The sequence below is a fragment of the Lentzea flaviverrucosa genome (assembly GCF_003350445.1).
GTDB lineage: Bacteria > Actinomycetota > Actinomycetes > Mycobacteriales > Pseudonocardiaceae > Lentzea > Lentzea californiensis.
In genome coordinates this window covers 407,800-421,596 of sequence record NZ_QQAU01000001.1, presented here as the reverse complement: position 1 = coordinate 421,596, position 13,797 = coordinate 407,800, and the positions used below count along the sequence as shown (strand labels likewise).

Genomic DNA, 13,797 nt, shown 5'->3' with positions numbered 1-13,797 from the left:
CTGCGGCTAACGCCCGTCGGCGATCGGCCCGCTCAGCTCAGCTGTCCCTGGAGCATGCTGGTCCCGTGCTCCTGCTGACCCCACCGTTGCGCGGACACGTCGACCACGCGGTAGGTGTTCAGGTCGACGGTGTCCGGTACCGGCATGTCGGCCTGTCCGTTCGTGAGCACGCCCAGCGGGATCATCGTGGCGGCGCCGTCGAACAGCCACACCTGGTACAGCCCGTCCGGTGCGGGCATGCCGTCGACGGAGACGCGTAGCACCGTGCGGCCGTCGGTGCGCACGACCCGTGCGCTGCCGCGAGCGGAGCCGGGTGCCGCCGCGAGCCGGGCCAGGTCCACCCGGGCCAGCACCTGCTCCGCGGCCACCGGAGCGGTCGTGACCCGGTCGACCGCGATCGCGCCCGCCGCGCCGATGACGGCCGCCGCGGCGGCGACGGCGAGGAACGCACGCCAGCGGCGGGGCCGGAGCGGGACGACGGACGAGGTGTCCTGCCCGGTCTCGGCGGCGATGCGGCTCCAGACGTCCTCGGACGGCATGGGCAGGTCGCGCTCGACGCGGGTCTCGCGGCCGATGCCGGCGACCTCGCGCAGCGCCGCCAGTTCGGAGCGGCACGTCGCGCAGGTGCGCAGGTGGTCCTCGACGGACTCGTCGGGCACCGGCTCGCCCAGGGCCAGCAACGTGAGCAGGTCGGGGTCAGCGTGCGCCACCGTCCACCTCCCAACGCTGCCTGAGCCTGGTCATCCCGCGGCGCAGATGGCTCTTCACCGTGCCCAGGGGCAGGCCCGTGGCCGCGGCGATCTGCTCGTGGGTGAGATCATCGTAGAAGGCCAGCAGCAGCACCTGCCGCTGCTGGGGTGGCAGCTCGCCGAGTGCCTCCAGCACCACCATCCGGTCGACGATCCGTTCGGGCCGCACGGGTTCGCCGGACGGTGAACCGCCGCCGGTGCTGTGCAGCACCTTGACGACGTGTTCGTCGCGGGTGTGCGAGCGCAGCAGGTCGATCGCACGGCGGCGGGCGATGGTGAGCAGCCAGACGAGCAGGCTGCCCTTGGCGGGGTCGAAGCTCTCCCTGCTGCGCCACGCCGTCACGAACGTCGTCTGCACCACGTCCTCGGCGTCCGCGCGCGACGGCAGGCTCGCCGCCGCCACCCGCAGCACGGCGGGGGCGTAGCGCTCGTAGACCGCGCGCAGCGCGCCTTCGTCGCCGGCGGCGAACGACTTGGTCGTCTCGTCGACGGTGTCGCTGGCGCCGGTCATCACGGTGACCACCGCGGGCAAGATCGCACCACCTGACCGAATCTAGGGGCAGCGGACGGGGTTCGCTCAACGGCCGGGGCAGGCCCGCCCGCGTCGCCGCGGGCGGGCCCGGACGGATCTCAGCGCAGAACCGGGTTGCCGTAGCCGATGACGAGTCCCGCGGTGAACGCCGTGACGCCGAACGTGCTGTTCAGCACCGACGCGGCGCCGGGCGTCAGCGCGAGCGTGACGCCCTGCGGTGTGGCGGCGCCGATGGTGAACAGGTCGGCGCGCTGCCGGAAGTTCACCAGCCCGGACAGCACCCCGCGGTTGAGGTCGATCGTGTAGTTGGTCAGGTACAGGCGGGTGTGCCCCGCCTGCAGCACGAGCCCGCCGACGTGCTCGATCGTGCCGTCGGTCGGGTCGCCGACGATGGCGAAGCTGATCGCCGATCCGGTCTTGCCCGCGAAGACGGGTTTCACCTTGACGCCCAGCGAGGTCAGCGCCGCCGCGGCGGCGGGGTCGAGCGTCAGGTCGGTGCGCCCCTTGAAGAAGTTGCCCCACGCCTTGCTGTTCGAGGTCGCCGCGGAGGCGGGTGCGGCGGTGGCGGGGGCCGCCACCGCCGCACCACCGGCGAGGGCGATGCCGAAGGCGACTGCGGCGGCGATCATGCGGTTGCGCATCGAAAGCACTCCTCGTTCGTCGTGCGGAACAGTTCATGAGGGGTACGACCGGCGCTGCCTCCGCGGATGCACCTGCCGCGAGATTTTCTCGGCGGTGCCAGGAGAACGAGAAAGTGCCGGGCAGGTGCATCCACCGCCTTCCCCGCGGTCGTAACGGGTGTGACATCCGTTCTCGACGAAGGGAACAACCGTGAGCAGTCGGCTGATCCGCATCGCCTCCGTCGCCGCCGTGGTGGTGGCGTCCACGGCGGGCATCGCCTCTCCCGCTTTCGCCCAGCAGCCTTCGCAGGTCTCGGTGGTGCACGGAATCCCCGGGCAGCCCGTCGACGTGTACGTCAACGGCAAGAAGACGGTGGAGAACTTCCAGCCCTCGACCGTCGCGGGGCCGTTGGAACTCGCCGCGGGCAACTACGACGTGGCGCTCACCAAACCGGGTGAGGCCGTCACCAGTGCCCTCCTGCAGAACAAGTCGCTCGCCGTCCCGGCGGGGAAGAACCTCTCCGTCGCCGCGCACCTCGACGCGGCCGGCAAACCGGTCCTCACCGCGTTCGTCAACGACACCGCGATGATCGCGGCGGGCAAGGCACGCCTGGTGGTCCGCCACCTCGCCGCCGCACCCGCGGTGGACGTGCGAGCGGGCGGCAAGCCCGTCTTCTCCGCGCTGACCAACCCGAACGAGGTGAAGGCCGACCTCCCGGCCGGCACCGTCAACGCCGACGTCGTGCTGGCGGGCACCAGCACCGTCGCGATCGGGCCGAAGGACGTCGACCTCAAGGCCGGCACCTCGACCATCGTGTACGCCGTCGGGTCCGCCGAGGGCAAGACGCTCGGACTCGCCGCGCAGACCATCTCCGGTCTCGCGGGCGCACCGACCGGCATGCCCGCCGGCCGTGGCCCGGTCTCCGACGGCTTGGGTTCGATCTCCTCGCTGCTCCTCGCGGGTGTGGCGCTGGGTGGGGTCGCCTTCGTCACCCGCCGCGTGGTGAGGCACGGATCGCGGTGAGGCGCTGGGCCGGGCTCGTGGTCGTGGCGGTCGCCGTCGCGCTCATCCCCTCGTGCGCGCGTTCCGACTCCGGAACCTTCGGCGAGGACGTCGTCCAGGGGCTCGCGACCACGAGCCCGGCCCCGCCGGTCACCGCGGTCCCGTCCGTTCCGGTGCAGCAGGGACTGGCGCCCGCCCGCGTGGCGGTGCCGCCGGTCCGGCTGGCCATCCCGGCGATCGGCCTCACCGCCCGCGTCGTGCCGACCGGCGTGGACAGCAACGGCGAGTTCTCCGTTCCTCCCAGCGTCGACGAGGTCGGCTGGTACCGCTTCGGTGCCGGGCTCGGTGAACCCGCGGGATCCGTGGTGGTCGGGGGACACGTGGACGACGCCAGGTCCGGGCCGGGTGCCTTCCACCGGCTCGGCGACCTGACCTCGGGAGATCAGATCTCCCTCGTGGGACAGGACGGCACCACGAGGGCGTTCCGGGTGGTGGCCAAGGAGCAGGTGCCGAAGAAGGGCCTGGACCTGACGCCGTACTTCTCCGCCGAGGGGTCGGCCCGCCTCACGCTCTTCACCTGCGGTGGGCAGTTCGACGGCACGGCACGTTCCTATGTGGACAACATCATCGTCACCGCGGTCCCCTCAGGATGACGGTGTGGCCGAGAGCCGGCGGTAGAGCGCTGCGAACGGGTCCGCGACGGCGTCGATCTGGAACCTCTCGCGCACGGTCCTCTGCCCGGCCGCCGCGATCCGCGCGGTCGCCTGGCCGAGGCCGACGGCCTCGGCCAGGCCCTCGCCCAGCGACCGTGCGGCCGAGGTGTCGATCAGGAAACCGTTGCGCCCCTGGTCGATGTAGCAACGCAGACCACCGCGTTGCGGACCGACCGCGAGCAGCCCGGCCTCCATCGCCTCCAGCACCGCGATGCCGAACTCCTCCTTGGCACTGGCGCAGGCGTAGACGTGCGGTGCGCCGGAGGACGGCGGCGTGGCCGCCAGTTCGTGTTGCAGCCGCCTGATGTCGTGGTTCGACCAGGCGGACAGGACCGCGAGCCGTCCGCGTGCCGAGGGCACCGAACGGGACAGTTCCAGCACTTCGTCGAGCACCGCCTGCTCGTCCGGTGTCCGGGCGGTGGAGGAGCCACCGATGATCACCAGCGCGGTCGAGCGGTGCAGGCCCGCCTCCAGCCAGGCGCGCACCAGCAGCGGTTGCTGCTTCATGGGGTGCAGCCGCCCCACGTTGAGCAGGACGGGCAGGCCTTCGGCGGAGGCGTCGAGCCGGGGGAGGACCGCCGGCGTGAACAACTCCCGCACCAGCGGCCGCCCGGTGGGGGCCGGAGACGGTGCGATTCCTTCTTCCAGCGCGCACAACGCCGCCGGGTCGAGGCGCGGGAAGTGCGCCAGCACCTCGTCCTGCTTCCCGCCGATGGTGATCACCTGGTCCGCGCGTTCGACCAGGTGGTCGGCGGCGCGCACGCGGTGCAGGTCGAACCTCATGGCCGCGAGGTCCGCGGTGTCCTCCAGGTGCCGTTCGGCCAGGTGCCGGTGCGGGTCCGGGGTGACGGTGAACACCAGCTTCGCGCCGAGCAGCCGGGCGGCGTCGGCCACCGCGAGGGACCCGTCGTCGGAGTAGCGGACGTGCACGACGTCCGGTGACAGACCGCACTGCCGCAGGAGTCTCGTGAGCCACCAGGTGATCCCCGCCCGATGACGCGCCATGTCCGGCTGGGCCGGCGCGACCGGGGAGTCGACGGGCACGTGCACAGTCCAGTGGTCGAGCTCGGGGTCCTTCCGCACGGTCACGGTGGTCGGCTCCGGTGCGAGCACCACCGTGACCACACGGCCGATGTCCTGGCGCCGCACCAGCGCGCCCGCCAGGGAGGCGAGGAACACGGTCAACCCACCGCTCGCGCCCTCTCCCGGCTGGGCCGTTCCGCCGATGAGCATCGACTGGGCGACCGTCGGCCCGCCGGCGGGCGCGGCCACCGGCAGGGCGATGTCGTCATGCAGAACGTCGAGCATCAGCTTTTCATAGGGGGAGCGGGGATCGGCGTCGACCGGTTCGCCGAGTGCGTCCAGGTAGCGCCACAGCACCGGTCCCGTGGCGATCGCGCATGCCTCGCCGGGGTTCAGCGGCGTCAGCCGGTGCAGCGTGGCCGCGTCGAGCAACCACGCGGTGACGGCGCGGTCCTGTGTGGACAGGATCGCCCGGCGGAGCTCGGCGGTCGTCGCCTCACGGCCGTGCGTGCGCACGGTCGCGGGAATTCGTTCGCAGGTCAGGGAGAAGGTGATGGGACGAGGGTCGTGGAGGAGGGCCGTGACCAGCGCGTGAGGGCTCGCCACCGCGGGCTCGGCCTGCCGGGATTCCAGTGCTCGCTGTACCTCGTGATGTGTCCGCACCTCTGGTGTTCGAACCGAACGGCCTGCTCGGATCGAACGACTTTTCAGCCACAGCAACAAGGAGGAGCCCGGTGCCGGGATTCGTCGTCGTCAGTCCGCCCTTCCGCTCGCACGCCCAGCCCATGTCGGTGTTCGCCACCGCCCTGAACACGGCGGGAGCGCGGGAGGTGACGTTCGCCTGCGGTGCGGAGTTCGCCGATCTCGCACCCGGAGTTCCTTTCGCGGAACTGAGAAGCACGCGCGACTCGAACAGCGGCATCGCGGAGGGGACCGAGCAGGACGCGCGCTCGGCCCGTGACCTCACCGACTTCCTCGAGGCCACGAAAGGAGGTGCGGCGTCGGCGCTGCTGACGCAGACGCGGCGGCGCAGGGCGGATCCGCTGGCCGCGCCGGGTCAGGTGTCGCGCACTCTTCGTGCGCTGCAGGACCGTCTGCGGCCGGACTGGTACGTCGTGGACCAGATCGACTACGCCACAACACTTGCCTTGCACGCACTCGATCTGCCGTTCGTGTCCTACGTCACCGGGCACCCGACCTACCTGGTGACACGGGACGACCAGTTCTTCGGACTGCCGCAGGCGTGGCCGTCCGCGGTGCGCCCGTCACCGGAGGAACTCGCGGAACTGACCGCGGAGGTGCGGCTCACGGATCACGCTCTCACCGCCGCGTTCACGAAGTTCCTGCGCGACTTCGCTCCGCGGCGACCGATGCCGCCTCGCGCGTTCGCCATGACCTCCTCCCACGCCGCCGTCGTGAACTACCCGGAACTGCCGTGGCTGCCACCGTTGCCGGCACAGCAGGAGCAGATCTTCCTCGGCCACTGCACGGCTCCCGAACCGCTCGACGACACGTGGCTCGACCGCGTGCGCGGCCGGCGGGTGGTCCTCGTCGCGCTCGGCACGTTCCTGTCGGCACGACACGACGTTCTGCGCACGGTCGTGCGCGGAGCCTTGCGCGTTCCCGACGTGACCGTGGTGGTCGCCGCGGGCGGCCGGGTGGCCGAACTCGCTGACCTGGCCGCTGATCCGCGTGTGGTGCTGGACTCCGTCGTTCCACAGCGCGCGTTGCTGCCGCACGTCGCCGCGATGGTTCACCACGGTGGCAACAACTCCTTCACGGAATGCCTCCAGGCGGGGGTTCCCGCGGTGGTGCTGCCGTTCTCCAGCGACCAGTTCTGCATCGCCCACGACGCCGAACGGGCGGGCGCGGGCGTGTGTCTCGATCCCAACGCCGCCGCGCCTGAGGACGTGACGAAGGCGTTGAGTTCCCTGTTGGAGCAGTCACATCCGTTCGCGGCGCTGCGTGACGCCGTGCGAGCCTCCGGTCCTGACCGGGGCGCCGCGCGGCTGCTGGACGTGCTCGAGCGCGTCCCCGCTCCGAGGCCTTCATGAGGTTCCCGCCTCAGGCGTTCGAACCGAAGAGCGCGTGCAGCCGTTCCAGGGACCGTTCCATCGACGCCAGGTTGCGCTTCGGGACGGGGGAGAGGTCGAAGAACAGCGGAACGCGGGCGGTCGACCAGTCGAACGTCTCCGTGACCTCCGTGGTGCCGTCGGCGAGCGGCGTGAGCTGCCAGCGCCAGCGGTGTCCGTTGAAGTGGCGCCAGGCGATCAGCCGGTCCTCCTCGAACTCGACCACCGTGTTCTCGATCCGGTACGCCAGGCCGATCTTCATGTCCATGCCGAACGCGGAACCGGGCGCCAGCCTCTCCGGCGCACCCGGCCGCGGCGCGCGGACGGAGCCGGACCCGTCGATCAGCGGGTGCTTCGACGGGTCGGCCAGCAGGTCGAAGATGCGCGCGGCGGGCGCGTGCACGATCCGGGTGGCGGAGACGCTTCTCTGGGGCACCTCCCCAGCCAAGCACCGGCGACCGGACCCTGCATGACGGGCGGCACGGCGGTTTGGCCGGGGCACCGGGCGTCCGCATAATGCTCAGCGTGCTGAACAATGCGTGGCCGAAGCGCGTGGCGGCCGCGGCCGGCGCCGGCGTGCCGCTGGTGCTCCTGGTCGCCGGGTGGGGGCCGTTGACCGCGGGACATCCCGCCCACCTGGTGCTGCTGGGCGCGGTCGCCGGTGGGACCGTCGCGCTCGCTCTGTGGCGGCGAACCCCGTCTTGGCTGGTGGTGGTGTCCACGGTCGTCCTGCTCGCGCCGCTGCTGTACCTCCAGCCGTTCGGTGCCACCCAGCCCGGCGACAGCGCGACGGTGCTCCGCCCGGACGGCCCGCCGCGCGCCGGACTGGTGTTCCACCCCGGTGCCAGGGTGGACCACCGCGCGTACCTCCCGCTGCTGCGCCGCGTCGCCGCACAGGGCTTCCTCGTGGTGGTGGTGAGGGAACCGCTGAACATCGCACTGCTGAGCGGCGACACCGCGGCACTGCGCGCCGAACACCCGGACGTGCCGGTCTGGGCGGTCGGCGGCCACTCCCTGGGAGGCGTCGCGGCGGCACGGGACGTGGCCTCGGACACCTCGGTGCGGGGCCTGGTGCTGTGGGCGTCCTACCCGGTCGACGACCTGTCAGGCCGCGGCGGGCTCGACGCGTGGTCGATCCACGGCGAGAAGGACGGGTTCACGACACCGCAGGACATCGCCGGCTCGCGGACGCTCCTGCCGGCGGGCACGCGGTTCGAACAGGTGCCGGGGGCCGTGCACGCGTTCTTCGGCGACTACGGCGACCAGCCGGGCGACGGTGTGCCGACCGTCTCCCGGACCGAGGCCCAGGAGAAGATCGTCGCCCTCACCACGGCCGCGCTCGCCGAGTTGGCTTAGCGCGTCATTCGCCGCGCAACGACCTGCGGATCTCCTCCAGGCGATCGCGGCCCGCGTCCTCGCGCCGGTCGAACTGGTCCTGGGTGTTCTGCGGATCACCGACCAGCTCGGCGGCGGCCTCGGTGGTGAGGTGCCGGCCCTCGATCTTGTCTCGGACGAAGTCGAACGTCGGCACGCCGTCCTCGGTGTAGTCCGGTTCAGTCATGTCCCCATCATGCCCCTCGACGTGCGCGGCGGGCCGTCCGCCGGTCGCGGTCGGCGGCGGAGCGCCGTGCACGTGCCGCCGCGGCGCACCGGTGGCACAACGCCATGATCGGCGCCGGGCCACCAGGTGTGGACGTCGCCGGCGGGTTGCCGGACGCCGTCCTCGTCGCGCCACGTGCTCGACGCCGCCACGGAGGGCATGCCGCGCTGGGACGAGCCCACGTCAGCCGCCGAGGTTGTCCACAGTGGAGCCGAGCGTCGCGGCGATCCACCTGAGCTCGGGTCCGGTGACATCAGGACCGGCGAAGCGGGAGCGGAGGTCCTCGCGCGTCGTCACCTGCAGCGCTCCGCGGAACTCATCGGTGTCGAGGTCCCGCGCCGCCACCACCTCGGCCCTGCCCTCGACGAGCACGAGCGTGGCGTCGGGCAGGTCCGAGTCGAGCAACCGCCGCAGGTCGTCGTCGTTGATGGTCATCGCACCTCCTCGGTGTCGGATGCGGGGTCGTCAGGTCAGCGGCTGGCCGCCGGTCACACCGAGCACCTCGCCGGTGACGTAGCTCGACTCCTGCGACGCGAAGAAGACGTACGCCGGTGCGAGTTCGGCCGGCTGTGCCGCGCGCCCCATCGGTGTCTGCGCGCCGAACTCGCCGACCTTCTCGGCGGGCATGGTCGCGGGGATCAGCGGGGTCCACACGGGACCGGGCGCGACCGAGTTGACCCTGATGCCCTTGCCGATGAGGTCGGCCGACAGCGCCTTGGTGAAGTTGACGATGGCGGCCTTGGTGGCGGCGTAGTCCAGCAGTTCGGGGGAGGGCTGGAACGCCTGGATCGACGAGGTGTTGATGATGGTGGCGCCGGGGCGCATCAGCGGCACTGCGGCCTTGCACAGCCAGAACATCGCGTACACGTTGGTCTTGAGCACGCGGTCGAACTGGTCGGTCGTGATGCCGAGCAGGCCGTCGTCCTGCGCCATCTGGTAGGCCGCGTTGTTGACCAGGACGTCGATCCGCCCGAACTCCTGCTGCGCGCGTTCGGCGACGTGCCGGCAGGCCTCCTCGGTGCGCAGGTCGCCGGGGACCAGGACCGCCTGCCGGCCGGCCTTCTCGACGAGCTCCGCGGTGCGTTCGGCGTCGGCCTGCTCCTCCTCGAGGTAGGACAGCAGCACGTCCGCCCCCTCGCGGGCGAACGCGAGCGCCACGGCGCGGCCGATGCCGGAGTCTCCACCGGTGATCACGGCCTTGCGGTCGGCCAGGCGCCCGCTGCCCCGGTAGGTCAGCTCGCCGTGGTCCGGCTCCGGGTCCATGCGGCTGCCCGTGCCGGGATGCTCCTGCTCGCGCCCTTCCTGCCGTCCGGGACGCGGGTACTGCTCCCTCGGGTCCTGCTGCGCGTACTGGTCTTCCGGCATGTACAGCCACCTCGCCGACGATGGAACGTGGAACCGGGGTGTTCCCGTGGACGCGGCGTTCAACCCGGGGACCCCCGTCCGGAGGTGCTCCCCGCCGCCCCGGCCTCTACGGTGGCGGCAGCGCCGGGACAGGGAGCTTGCTGATGGTGAGGCTGGACCGTCTGGTCAACGTGCTGGGCGGGTACGGCGTCCGGTTGTGCTGCTGCCCGGTGCCGCGGTCGGCCGAGCTGCGCGGTGTGGTGCTGCGCGACGCCGCGGACGACCGGGCCGAAGTGGGCGACGTGTACCTCGCCGTGGGCGCCGGGTCGGTGGTCGAGGCGGTGCGTGCGGCGGTGGTGGCGCGTGCTGTCGTCGTGCTCGTCCGCGGTGGTGAGGAGCTGCTGGCGGACGCGGTCGCGGTGGGGGAGGCCGAGGGCGTCGCGGTGGTGCTGGCGGACCCGGCCCTGTCGTGGAGCCAGCTGGCAGGGGTGGTCTACGGCCTGGTGCTCGAAGGGCGGGAGACCGAGTCGGGGCGCGGTCCCACGGACCTGTTCGCGCTGGCAGACAGCCTCGCCGCCGCGACCGGTGGTGCCGTGACCATCGAGGACCCGCTGTCGCGCGTGCTGGCCTACTCGGGCCCGCAGGAGGAGGCCGACGCGGCGAGGCTCGAAACGATCATGGGACGGCAGGTGCCCGCGTGGGTGCGGGAGCTGTTCGACGCGGCGGGCGTGCGGGCGCACCTGCTGGCGTCCGACGAGCCGCTCTTCGTCGCCGGGGAACCCGCGCGCGGCCTGACCGGGCGGATGGTGGTCGCGATCCGGGTCGGCCGGGAGCTGCTGGGGGCGGTCTGGGTGGCGTGCCCGGCGCCTCTGGCGGGTGCCCGGCGCACCGCGTTGACCGACGGCGCCCGGATCGTGGCGCTGCACCTGCTGCGGCTGCGGGCCAGCGCCGACCTGGAGCGCCAGGTGGAGTCGGAGTGGGTGATCCGGCTGCTGGAGGGCACGGCGGACGCCGCGACGGTGATCAGCCAGCTCGGGTTGCCACCGGGACCTGCCAGGGTGGTCGCGGTGCGCGCGCACGTCGGAGATGAGCGGCACGCGGCCGTGCTGCTGGCGTTCGAACAGGCGACCACCGGGTTCGGCTGGTCGCGGCCCGGGCGCAGTGCGCTGGCGGGCAACAGCATCTACACCGTCCTGCCGGGCGAGCAGGTCGGCGCGGCGCGGGACTGGCTGGTGGCGCTGAGGGCGGCGCTGCCGGAGAACGTCACCACGTCGGCGGGGATCAGCGCGGTCGCCGAGCCCGCGGACCTGCCCGCGGCCCGGCAGGAGGCGGACGAGTGCCTGGCGTTGCACGAGATGCGGGCCGCGGACACGGCGCCGCCCGCCTACGACGAGTCGTGGGACGAGATCCTGCTGCAACGCCTGCGCACCGCGGCACGGGTCGGCCGGGCGTCCGCCCGCGGGCCGGTCGCCGACCTGCGCAAGTACGACGGCGAACACGGCACCGACTACGTCGCGACGCTGCGGGCCTGGCTCGAGGCGCAGGGCGATCTGGCCGCCGCCGGCGAACGCCTCGGCGTGCACGGCAACACCGTGCGCAACCGGCTGCGGAAGATGTCCGGCGTGACCGCCCTCGGCCTGGACGACCCCGCCAAACGCGTCGCGATGACGATCGACCTCGCGGCGATGGTGTCGGAAACCGACAATCGCTGACCGCCGATTGTAGGGAATGAACAACCGGTTCGGACGGTGTCCGAAGCATCCTGGAGTCGCAACGAGCGATGACAGGAGGCAGGGATGGAACGCCTTGACGGCGGTCCGCGTTCAGCGGTGGTGGTCGGTGCGGGTGTCGTGGGCCTGTCGGCGGCGTGGTTCCTCCAGGAGCGCGGCGTCGAGGTCACGGTGGTCGACCGGACCGGTGTCGCGGCCGGCGCGTCCTGGGGCAACGCCGGGTGGATCGCGCCGGGGCTCGCCATCCCGCTGAACGAACCGGCGGTGCTGCGCTACGGGCTGCGCTCCCTGTTCGACCCGGCCGCGCCACTGCACGTCCCGCTGACCGCCGACCCGAAGCTCTGGTCGTTCCTGACCCGCTTCGCCGCCCACTGCCGGTGGTCGTCGTGGAGCAGGGTGGCGAAGGCGAACCTCCCCCTCAACGAGGAGAGCATCGAGGCCTACGACGTGCTGACCGCCAACGGCGTAGAAGCTCCCACCGTCGACGCCCCGTTCACCGCCGCCTTCACGTCCGCCCGGCAGGCGCGGACGCTCCTGCGAGAGCTGGAACGTCTTGCTGTGGCGGGACAACCGGTCGAACACGCGGAACTGTCCACAACGGACCTGCGGGACCAGGTTCCGCTGGCGTCGTCGGCGCTCGCGGCTGGTGTGCGCATCGACGGGCAGCGCTTCGTCGCCCCTGGCGAGTTCGTCCAGGCGCTGGGCCGCGCGGTGGCCGCCCGTGGTGCTGCGATCCGCACTTCCGAGGTGGTCGACGTCCGCGCGGACAACGCCGGGGTGGTCGTGCGGCTGGAGGACGGCGACGCGATCTCCGCCGACGCGGCCGTGGTCGCCACCGGCGCCTGGCTGCCGGGCCTCGCGGCACGAGCCGGTGTCCGCACCTCGGTGCGTGCCGGGCGCGGGTACTCGTTCACCGTGCCCGTGCGGAAGCCGGTCCACGGTCCGATCTACCTGCCGGAGGCGCGCGTGGCGTGCACGCCCTACCAGGGTGGGCTTCGCGTCGCCGGCACCATGGAGTTCCGCGACCCGGACGCGCCGCTGGACGAGGCACGGGTGGACGCGATCATCGCCTCCGTCCGGCCGTTGCTGGACGGAGTGCGGTGGGAGGACCGCACCGACGTCTGGGTGGGTTCCCGTCCGGTCACGCCGGACGGCCGCGCGGTCATCGGCGCGACCCGGATCCCCGGTGTGTTCGTCGCCGGCGGGCACGGCATGTGGGGCCTGGCACAGGGGCCCGTCACCGGGCGGTTGCTGGCCGAGCAGGTCACCACCGGCAAGCAACCCGCCGCCCTGCGCGAGTTCGACCCGCTCAGGTGACCGCCCCGTGGACACCGAGGACACCGTACCACCCCTGACCGACGGCGAGCGAGCCGAACTGGCGTGGCTGCGCAAGGAGAACGACTTCCTCCGCGTCCAGCGCGACATCCTCATGAGCGTGGCCACCGGCTACGCCCACGACTTCGAAGCCGTGCTGCGCCGCGACGGCCGGCACCACCACTGACCTTTCTCCTGTCCGTGCGAGTCGCAGGCCGACAGAACCCGGCTCAGACGGACGCCCCCGCCGTCAGGGCGGCAACTCCGCCCTGACGGCACTCACTCCTGCCCTGGAGGCATCATGACGAGCACCGCCCCGCGCGTGTGGCTGTCACCGCAGGCACACCACCGGCTGCGCAACGAACTGACGTCCCTGCTCGCACCAGCCCGCGGCAACGACGAGGGCGGCGACGCGGGCTTCGTCTCCCAGCGGGACCGGGAGACGCGCATCCGCCAGATCAACGACCTCCTCACCAACGCGATCGTGGGCGAGGACCCTCCGGACGACGGCGTCGCCGAACCCGGCATGGTGCTCACCGTCCGCTTCGACGACACCGGTGAGACCGAGACGTTCCTGCTCGGCGCGCGCGGTGCCGAACACGGCGCGGTCGAGGTCTATTCGCCGGACTCCCCGCTGGGAGCGGCCGTGAACGGTACCCGCCAAGGCGAGCAGCGCACCTACCGGACGCCCAGCGGTGCCACGGTCCGCGTCACGGTGCTGAACGCGGTGCCCTACGGGAGGGCGCGCCAGGGAAGTGCGCGGTGACGCCCCTGCGGAGCCAGGAGGTGCGCCGTGCTCAGTGACCGCGAACGCGAGAAGCTGTCCGAGATCGAACGCAGCCTCTCCGGCGAGGACCCGAAACTCGCCGAGACCCTGGCCGGCGCCCCGTGGCCGTCGCGTGCACGCCACCACCACGTCCGCACGGTGCTCATGGTCGTCGCCGCGCTGCTGGCCGTGGTCGCGTTGGTGCTCGGGCACATGACCGGTGCGATCGCGTGCGCGCTGGTGGCGGGGTGGACCTGGGGTGCCCGCCAACGCCGGACGACGCCCGGGATCCACCGGAGCCGGGCGACCGACTGAGTCCTCCACCCGCGGC

17 protein-coding genes are annotated in these 13,797 nt (G+C 72.3%); 9 read left to right on the top strand and 8 right to left on the bottom strand.

Features of this window, described 5'->3' with window-relative positions; translation table 11 throughout:
- Window positions 1-32: 32 nt before the first annotated feature.
- From DFR72_RS02115 to DFR72_RS02105, 3 genes are all read right to left on the bottom strand, one after another.
- A complete protein-coding gene (locus DFR72_RS02115; protein ID WP_090064287.1) occupies window positions 33-710 on the bottom strand; it encodes an anti-sigma factor in 678 nt (225 codons plus the stop codon).
- A complete protein-coding gene (locus DFR72_RS02110; RefSeq protein ID WP_245982549.1) occupies window positions 697-1,272 on the bottom strand; it encodes an RNA polymerase sigma factor in 576 nt (191 codons plus the stop codon). The genes DFR72_RS02115 and DFR72_RS02110 overlap by 14 nt, the downstream gene beginning before the upstream one ends.
- A gap of 107 nt (window positions 1,273-1,379) precedes the next feature.
- Window positions 1,380-1,922: a hypothetical protein gene (locus DFR72_RS02105; RefSeq protein ID WP_090064288.1), complete on the bottom strand. Its 543-nt coding sequence runs from the start codon at window positions 1,920-1,922 to the stop codon at window positions 1,380-1,382.
- A 190-nt stretch (window positions 1,923-2,112) separates the two neighbouring features.
- On the opposite strand from DFR72_RS02105, the gene DFR72_RS02100 reads away from it, so the two are divergent.
- Together DFR72_RS02100 and DFR72_RS02095 are read left to right on the top strand one after the other, a co-directional pair.
- Entirely contained in the window at window positions 2,113-2,925 is an 813-nt protein-coding gene (locus DFR72_RS02100; RefSeq protein ID WP_090064289.1) for a DUF4397 domain-containing protein, read from the top strand.
- Window positions 2,922-3,557: a class F sortase gene (locus DFR72_RS02095; RefSeq protein WP_211335265.1), complete on the top strand. Its 636-nt coding sequence runs from the start codon at window positions 2,922-2,924 to the stop codon at window positions 3,555-3,557. Before DFR72_RS02100 ends, DFR72_RS02095 begins: the two co-directional genes overlap by 4 nt.
- Here the strand turns inward: DFR72_RS02095 and DFR72_RS02090 are convergent.
- Window positions 3,549-5,246: a glycosyltransferase family 4 protein gene (locus DFR72_RS02090; protein WP_090064291.1), complete on the bottom strand. Its 1,698-nt coding sequence runs from the start codon at window positions 5,244-5,246 to the stop codon at window positions 3,549-3,551. The two genes, DFR72_RS02095 and DFR72_RS02090, sit on opposite strands and share 9 nt — an antisense overlap.
- A 128-nt stretch (window positions 5,247-5,374) precedes the next feature.
- Between DFR72_RS02090 and DFR72_RS02085 the strand changes: the two genes are divergently transcribed.
- Window positions 5,375-6,694 (top strand): glycosyltransferase, encoded by a 1,320-nt coding sequence (locus DFR72_RS02085; protein WP_090064292.1) that lies wholly within the window; start codon window positions 5,375-5,377, stop codon window positions 6,692-6,694.
- Window positions 6,695-6,704: 10 nt separating this feature from the next.
- On the opposite strand, the gene DFR72_RS02080 is transcribed toward DFR72_RS02085, so the two are convergent.
- Window positions 6,705-7,148 (bottom strand): SRPBCC family protein, encoded by a 444-nt coding sequence (locus DFR72_RS02080; RefSeq protein WP_090064293.1) that lies wholly within the window; start codon window positions 7,146-7,148, stop codon window positions 6,705-6,707.
- Window positions 7,149-7,237: 89 nt separating this feature from the next.
- On the opposite strand from DFR72_RS02080, the gene DFR72_RS02075 reads away from it, so the two are divergent.
- Window positions 7,238-8,068: an alpha/beta hydrolase gene (locus DFR72_RS02075; protein ID WP_211335264.1), complete on the top strand. Its 831-nt coding sequence runs from the start codon at window positions 7,238-7,240 to the stop codon at window positions 8,066-8,068.
- A gap of 4 nt (window positions 8,069-8,072) precedes the next feature.
- Here DFR72_RS02075 and DFR72_RS02070 read toward each other — a convergent pair whose 3' ends face one another.
- From DFR72_RS02070 to DFR72_RS02055, 3 genes are all read right to left on the bottom strand, one after another.
- Window positions 8,073-8,273 carry a hypothetical protein gene (locus DFR72_RS02070; protein WP_090064295.1) on the bottom strand — a complete coding sequence of 67 codons (201 nt, stop codon included), beginning with the start codon at window positions 8,271-8,273 and terminating at the stop codon, window positions 8,073-8,075.
- Between the two features lie 222 nt (window positions 8,274-8,495).
- A complete protein-coding gene (locus DFR72_RS02060; RefSeq protein ID WP_090064297.1) occupies window positions 8,496-8,747 on the bottom strand; it encodes a hypothetical protein in 252 nt (83 codons plus the stop codon).
- 30 nt (window positions 8,748-8,777) lie between these two features.
- Window positions 8,778-9,677 carry an SDR family oxidoreductase gene (locus DFR72_RS02055; protein ID WP_090064298.1) on the bottom strand — a complete coding sequence of 300 codons (900 nt, stop codon included), beginning with the start codon at window positions 9,675-9,677 and terminating at the stop codon, window positions 8,778-8,780.
- Window positions 9,678-9,820: 143 nt separating this feature from the next.
- On the opposite strand from DFR72_RS02055, the gene DFR72_RS02050 reads away from it, so the two are divergent.
- The 5 genes from DFR72_RS02050 to DFR72_RS02035 all read left to right on the top strand — a co-directional run bounded on the left by DFR72_RS02050 (window position 9,821) and on the right by DFR72_RS02035 (window position 13,781).
- Entirely contained in the window at window positions 9,821-11,368 is a 1,548-nt protein-coding gene (locus tag DFR72_RS02050; protein WP_090064299.1) for a PucR family transcriptional regulator, read from the top strand.
- Window positions 11,369-11,452: 84 nt separating this feature from the next.
- Window positions 11,453-12,703 (top strand): NAD(P)/FAD-dependent oxidoreductase, encoded by a 1,251-nt coding sequence (locus tag DFR72_RS02045; RefSeq protein WP_090064300.1) that lies wholly within the window; start codon window positions 11,453-11,455, stop codon window positions 12,701-12,703.
- Between the two features lie 7 nt (window positions 12,704-12,710).
- The gene (locus DFR72_RS45295; RefSeq protein ID WP_170176062.1) at window positions 12,711-12,887 is read left to right on the top strand and encodes a hypothetical protein; all 177 of its coding nucleotides are present in this window, start codon (window positions 12,711-12,713) and stop codon (window positions 12,885-12,887) included.
- A 114-nt stretch (window positions 12,888-13,001) separates the two neighbouring features.
- On the top strand, window positions 13,002-13,466 hold the full coding sequence (locus tag DFR72_RS02040) for a GreA/GreB family elongation factor (RefSeq protein ID WP_090064301.1): 465 nt from the start codon (window positions 13,002-13,004) through the stop codon (window positions 13,464-13,466).
- A 27-nt stretch (window positions 13,467-13,493) separates the two neighbouring features.
- Window positions 13,494-13,781: a DUF3040 domain-containing protein gene (locus DFR72_RS02035; RefSeq protein WP_090064302.1), complete on the top strand. Its 288-nt coding sequence runs from the start codon at window positions 13,494-13,496 to the stop codon at window positions 13,779-13,781.
- Window positions 13,782-13,797: the final 16 nt, after the last annotated feature.

Bases quoted from the DNA above. Each gene is read 5' to 3' on its own strand.
- DFR72_RS02105 (WP_090064288.1), bottom strand. From the start codon at position 1,922: ATGCGCAACCGCATGATCGCCGCCGCAGTCGCCTTCGGCATCGCCCTC.
- DFR72_RS02040 (WP_090064301.1), top strand. From the start codon at position 13,002: ATGACGAGCACCGCCCCGCGCGTGTGGCTGTCACCGCAGGCACACCAC.
- DFR72_RS02055 (WP_090064298.1), bottom strand. From the start codon at position 9,677: ATGCCGGAAGACCAGTACGCGCAGCAGGACCCGAGGGAGCAGTACCCG.
- DFR72_RS02060 (WP_090064297.1), bottom strand. From the start codon at position 8,747: ATGACCATCAACGACGACGACCTGCGGCGGTTGCTCGACTCGGACCTG.
- DFR72_RS02045 (WP_090064300.1), top strand. From the start codon at position 11,453: ATGGAACGCCTTGACGGCGGTCCGCGTTCAGCGGTGGTGGTCGGTGCG.
- DFR72_RS02070 (WP_090064295.1), bottom strand. From the start codon at position 8,273: ATGACTGAACCGGACTACACCGAGGACGGCGTGCCGACGTTCGACTTC.
- DFR72_RS02050 (WP_090064299.1), top strand. From the start codon at position 9,821: ATGGTGAGGCTGGACCGTCTGGTCAACGTGCTGGGCGGGTACGGCGTC.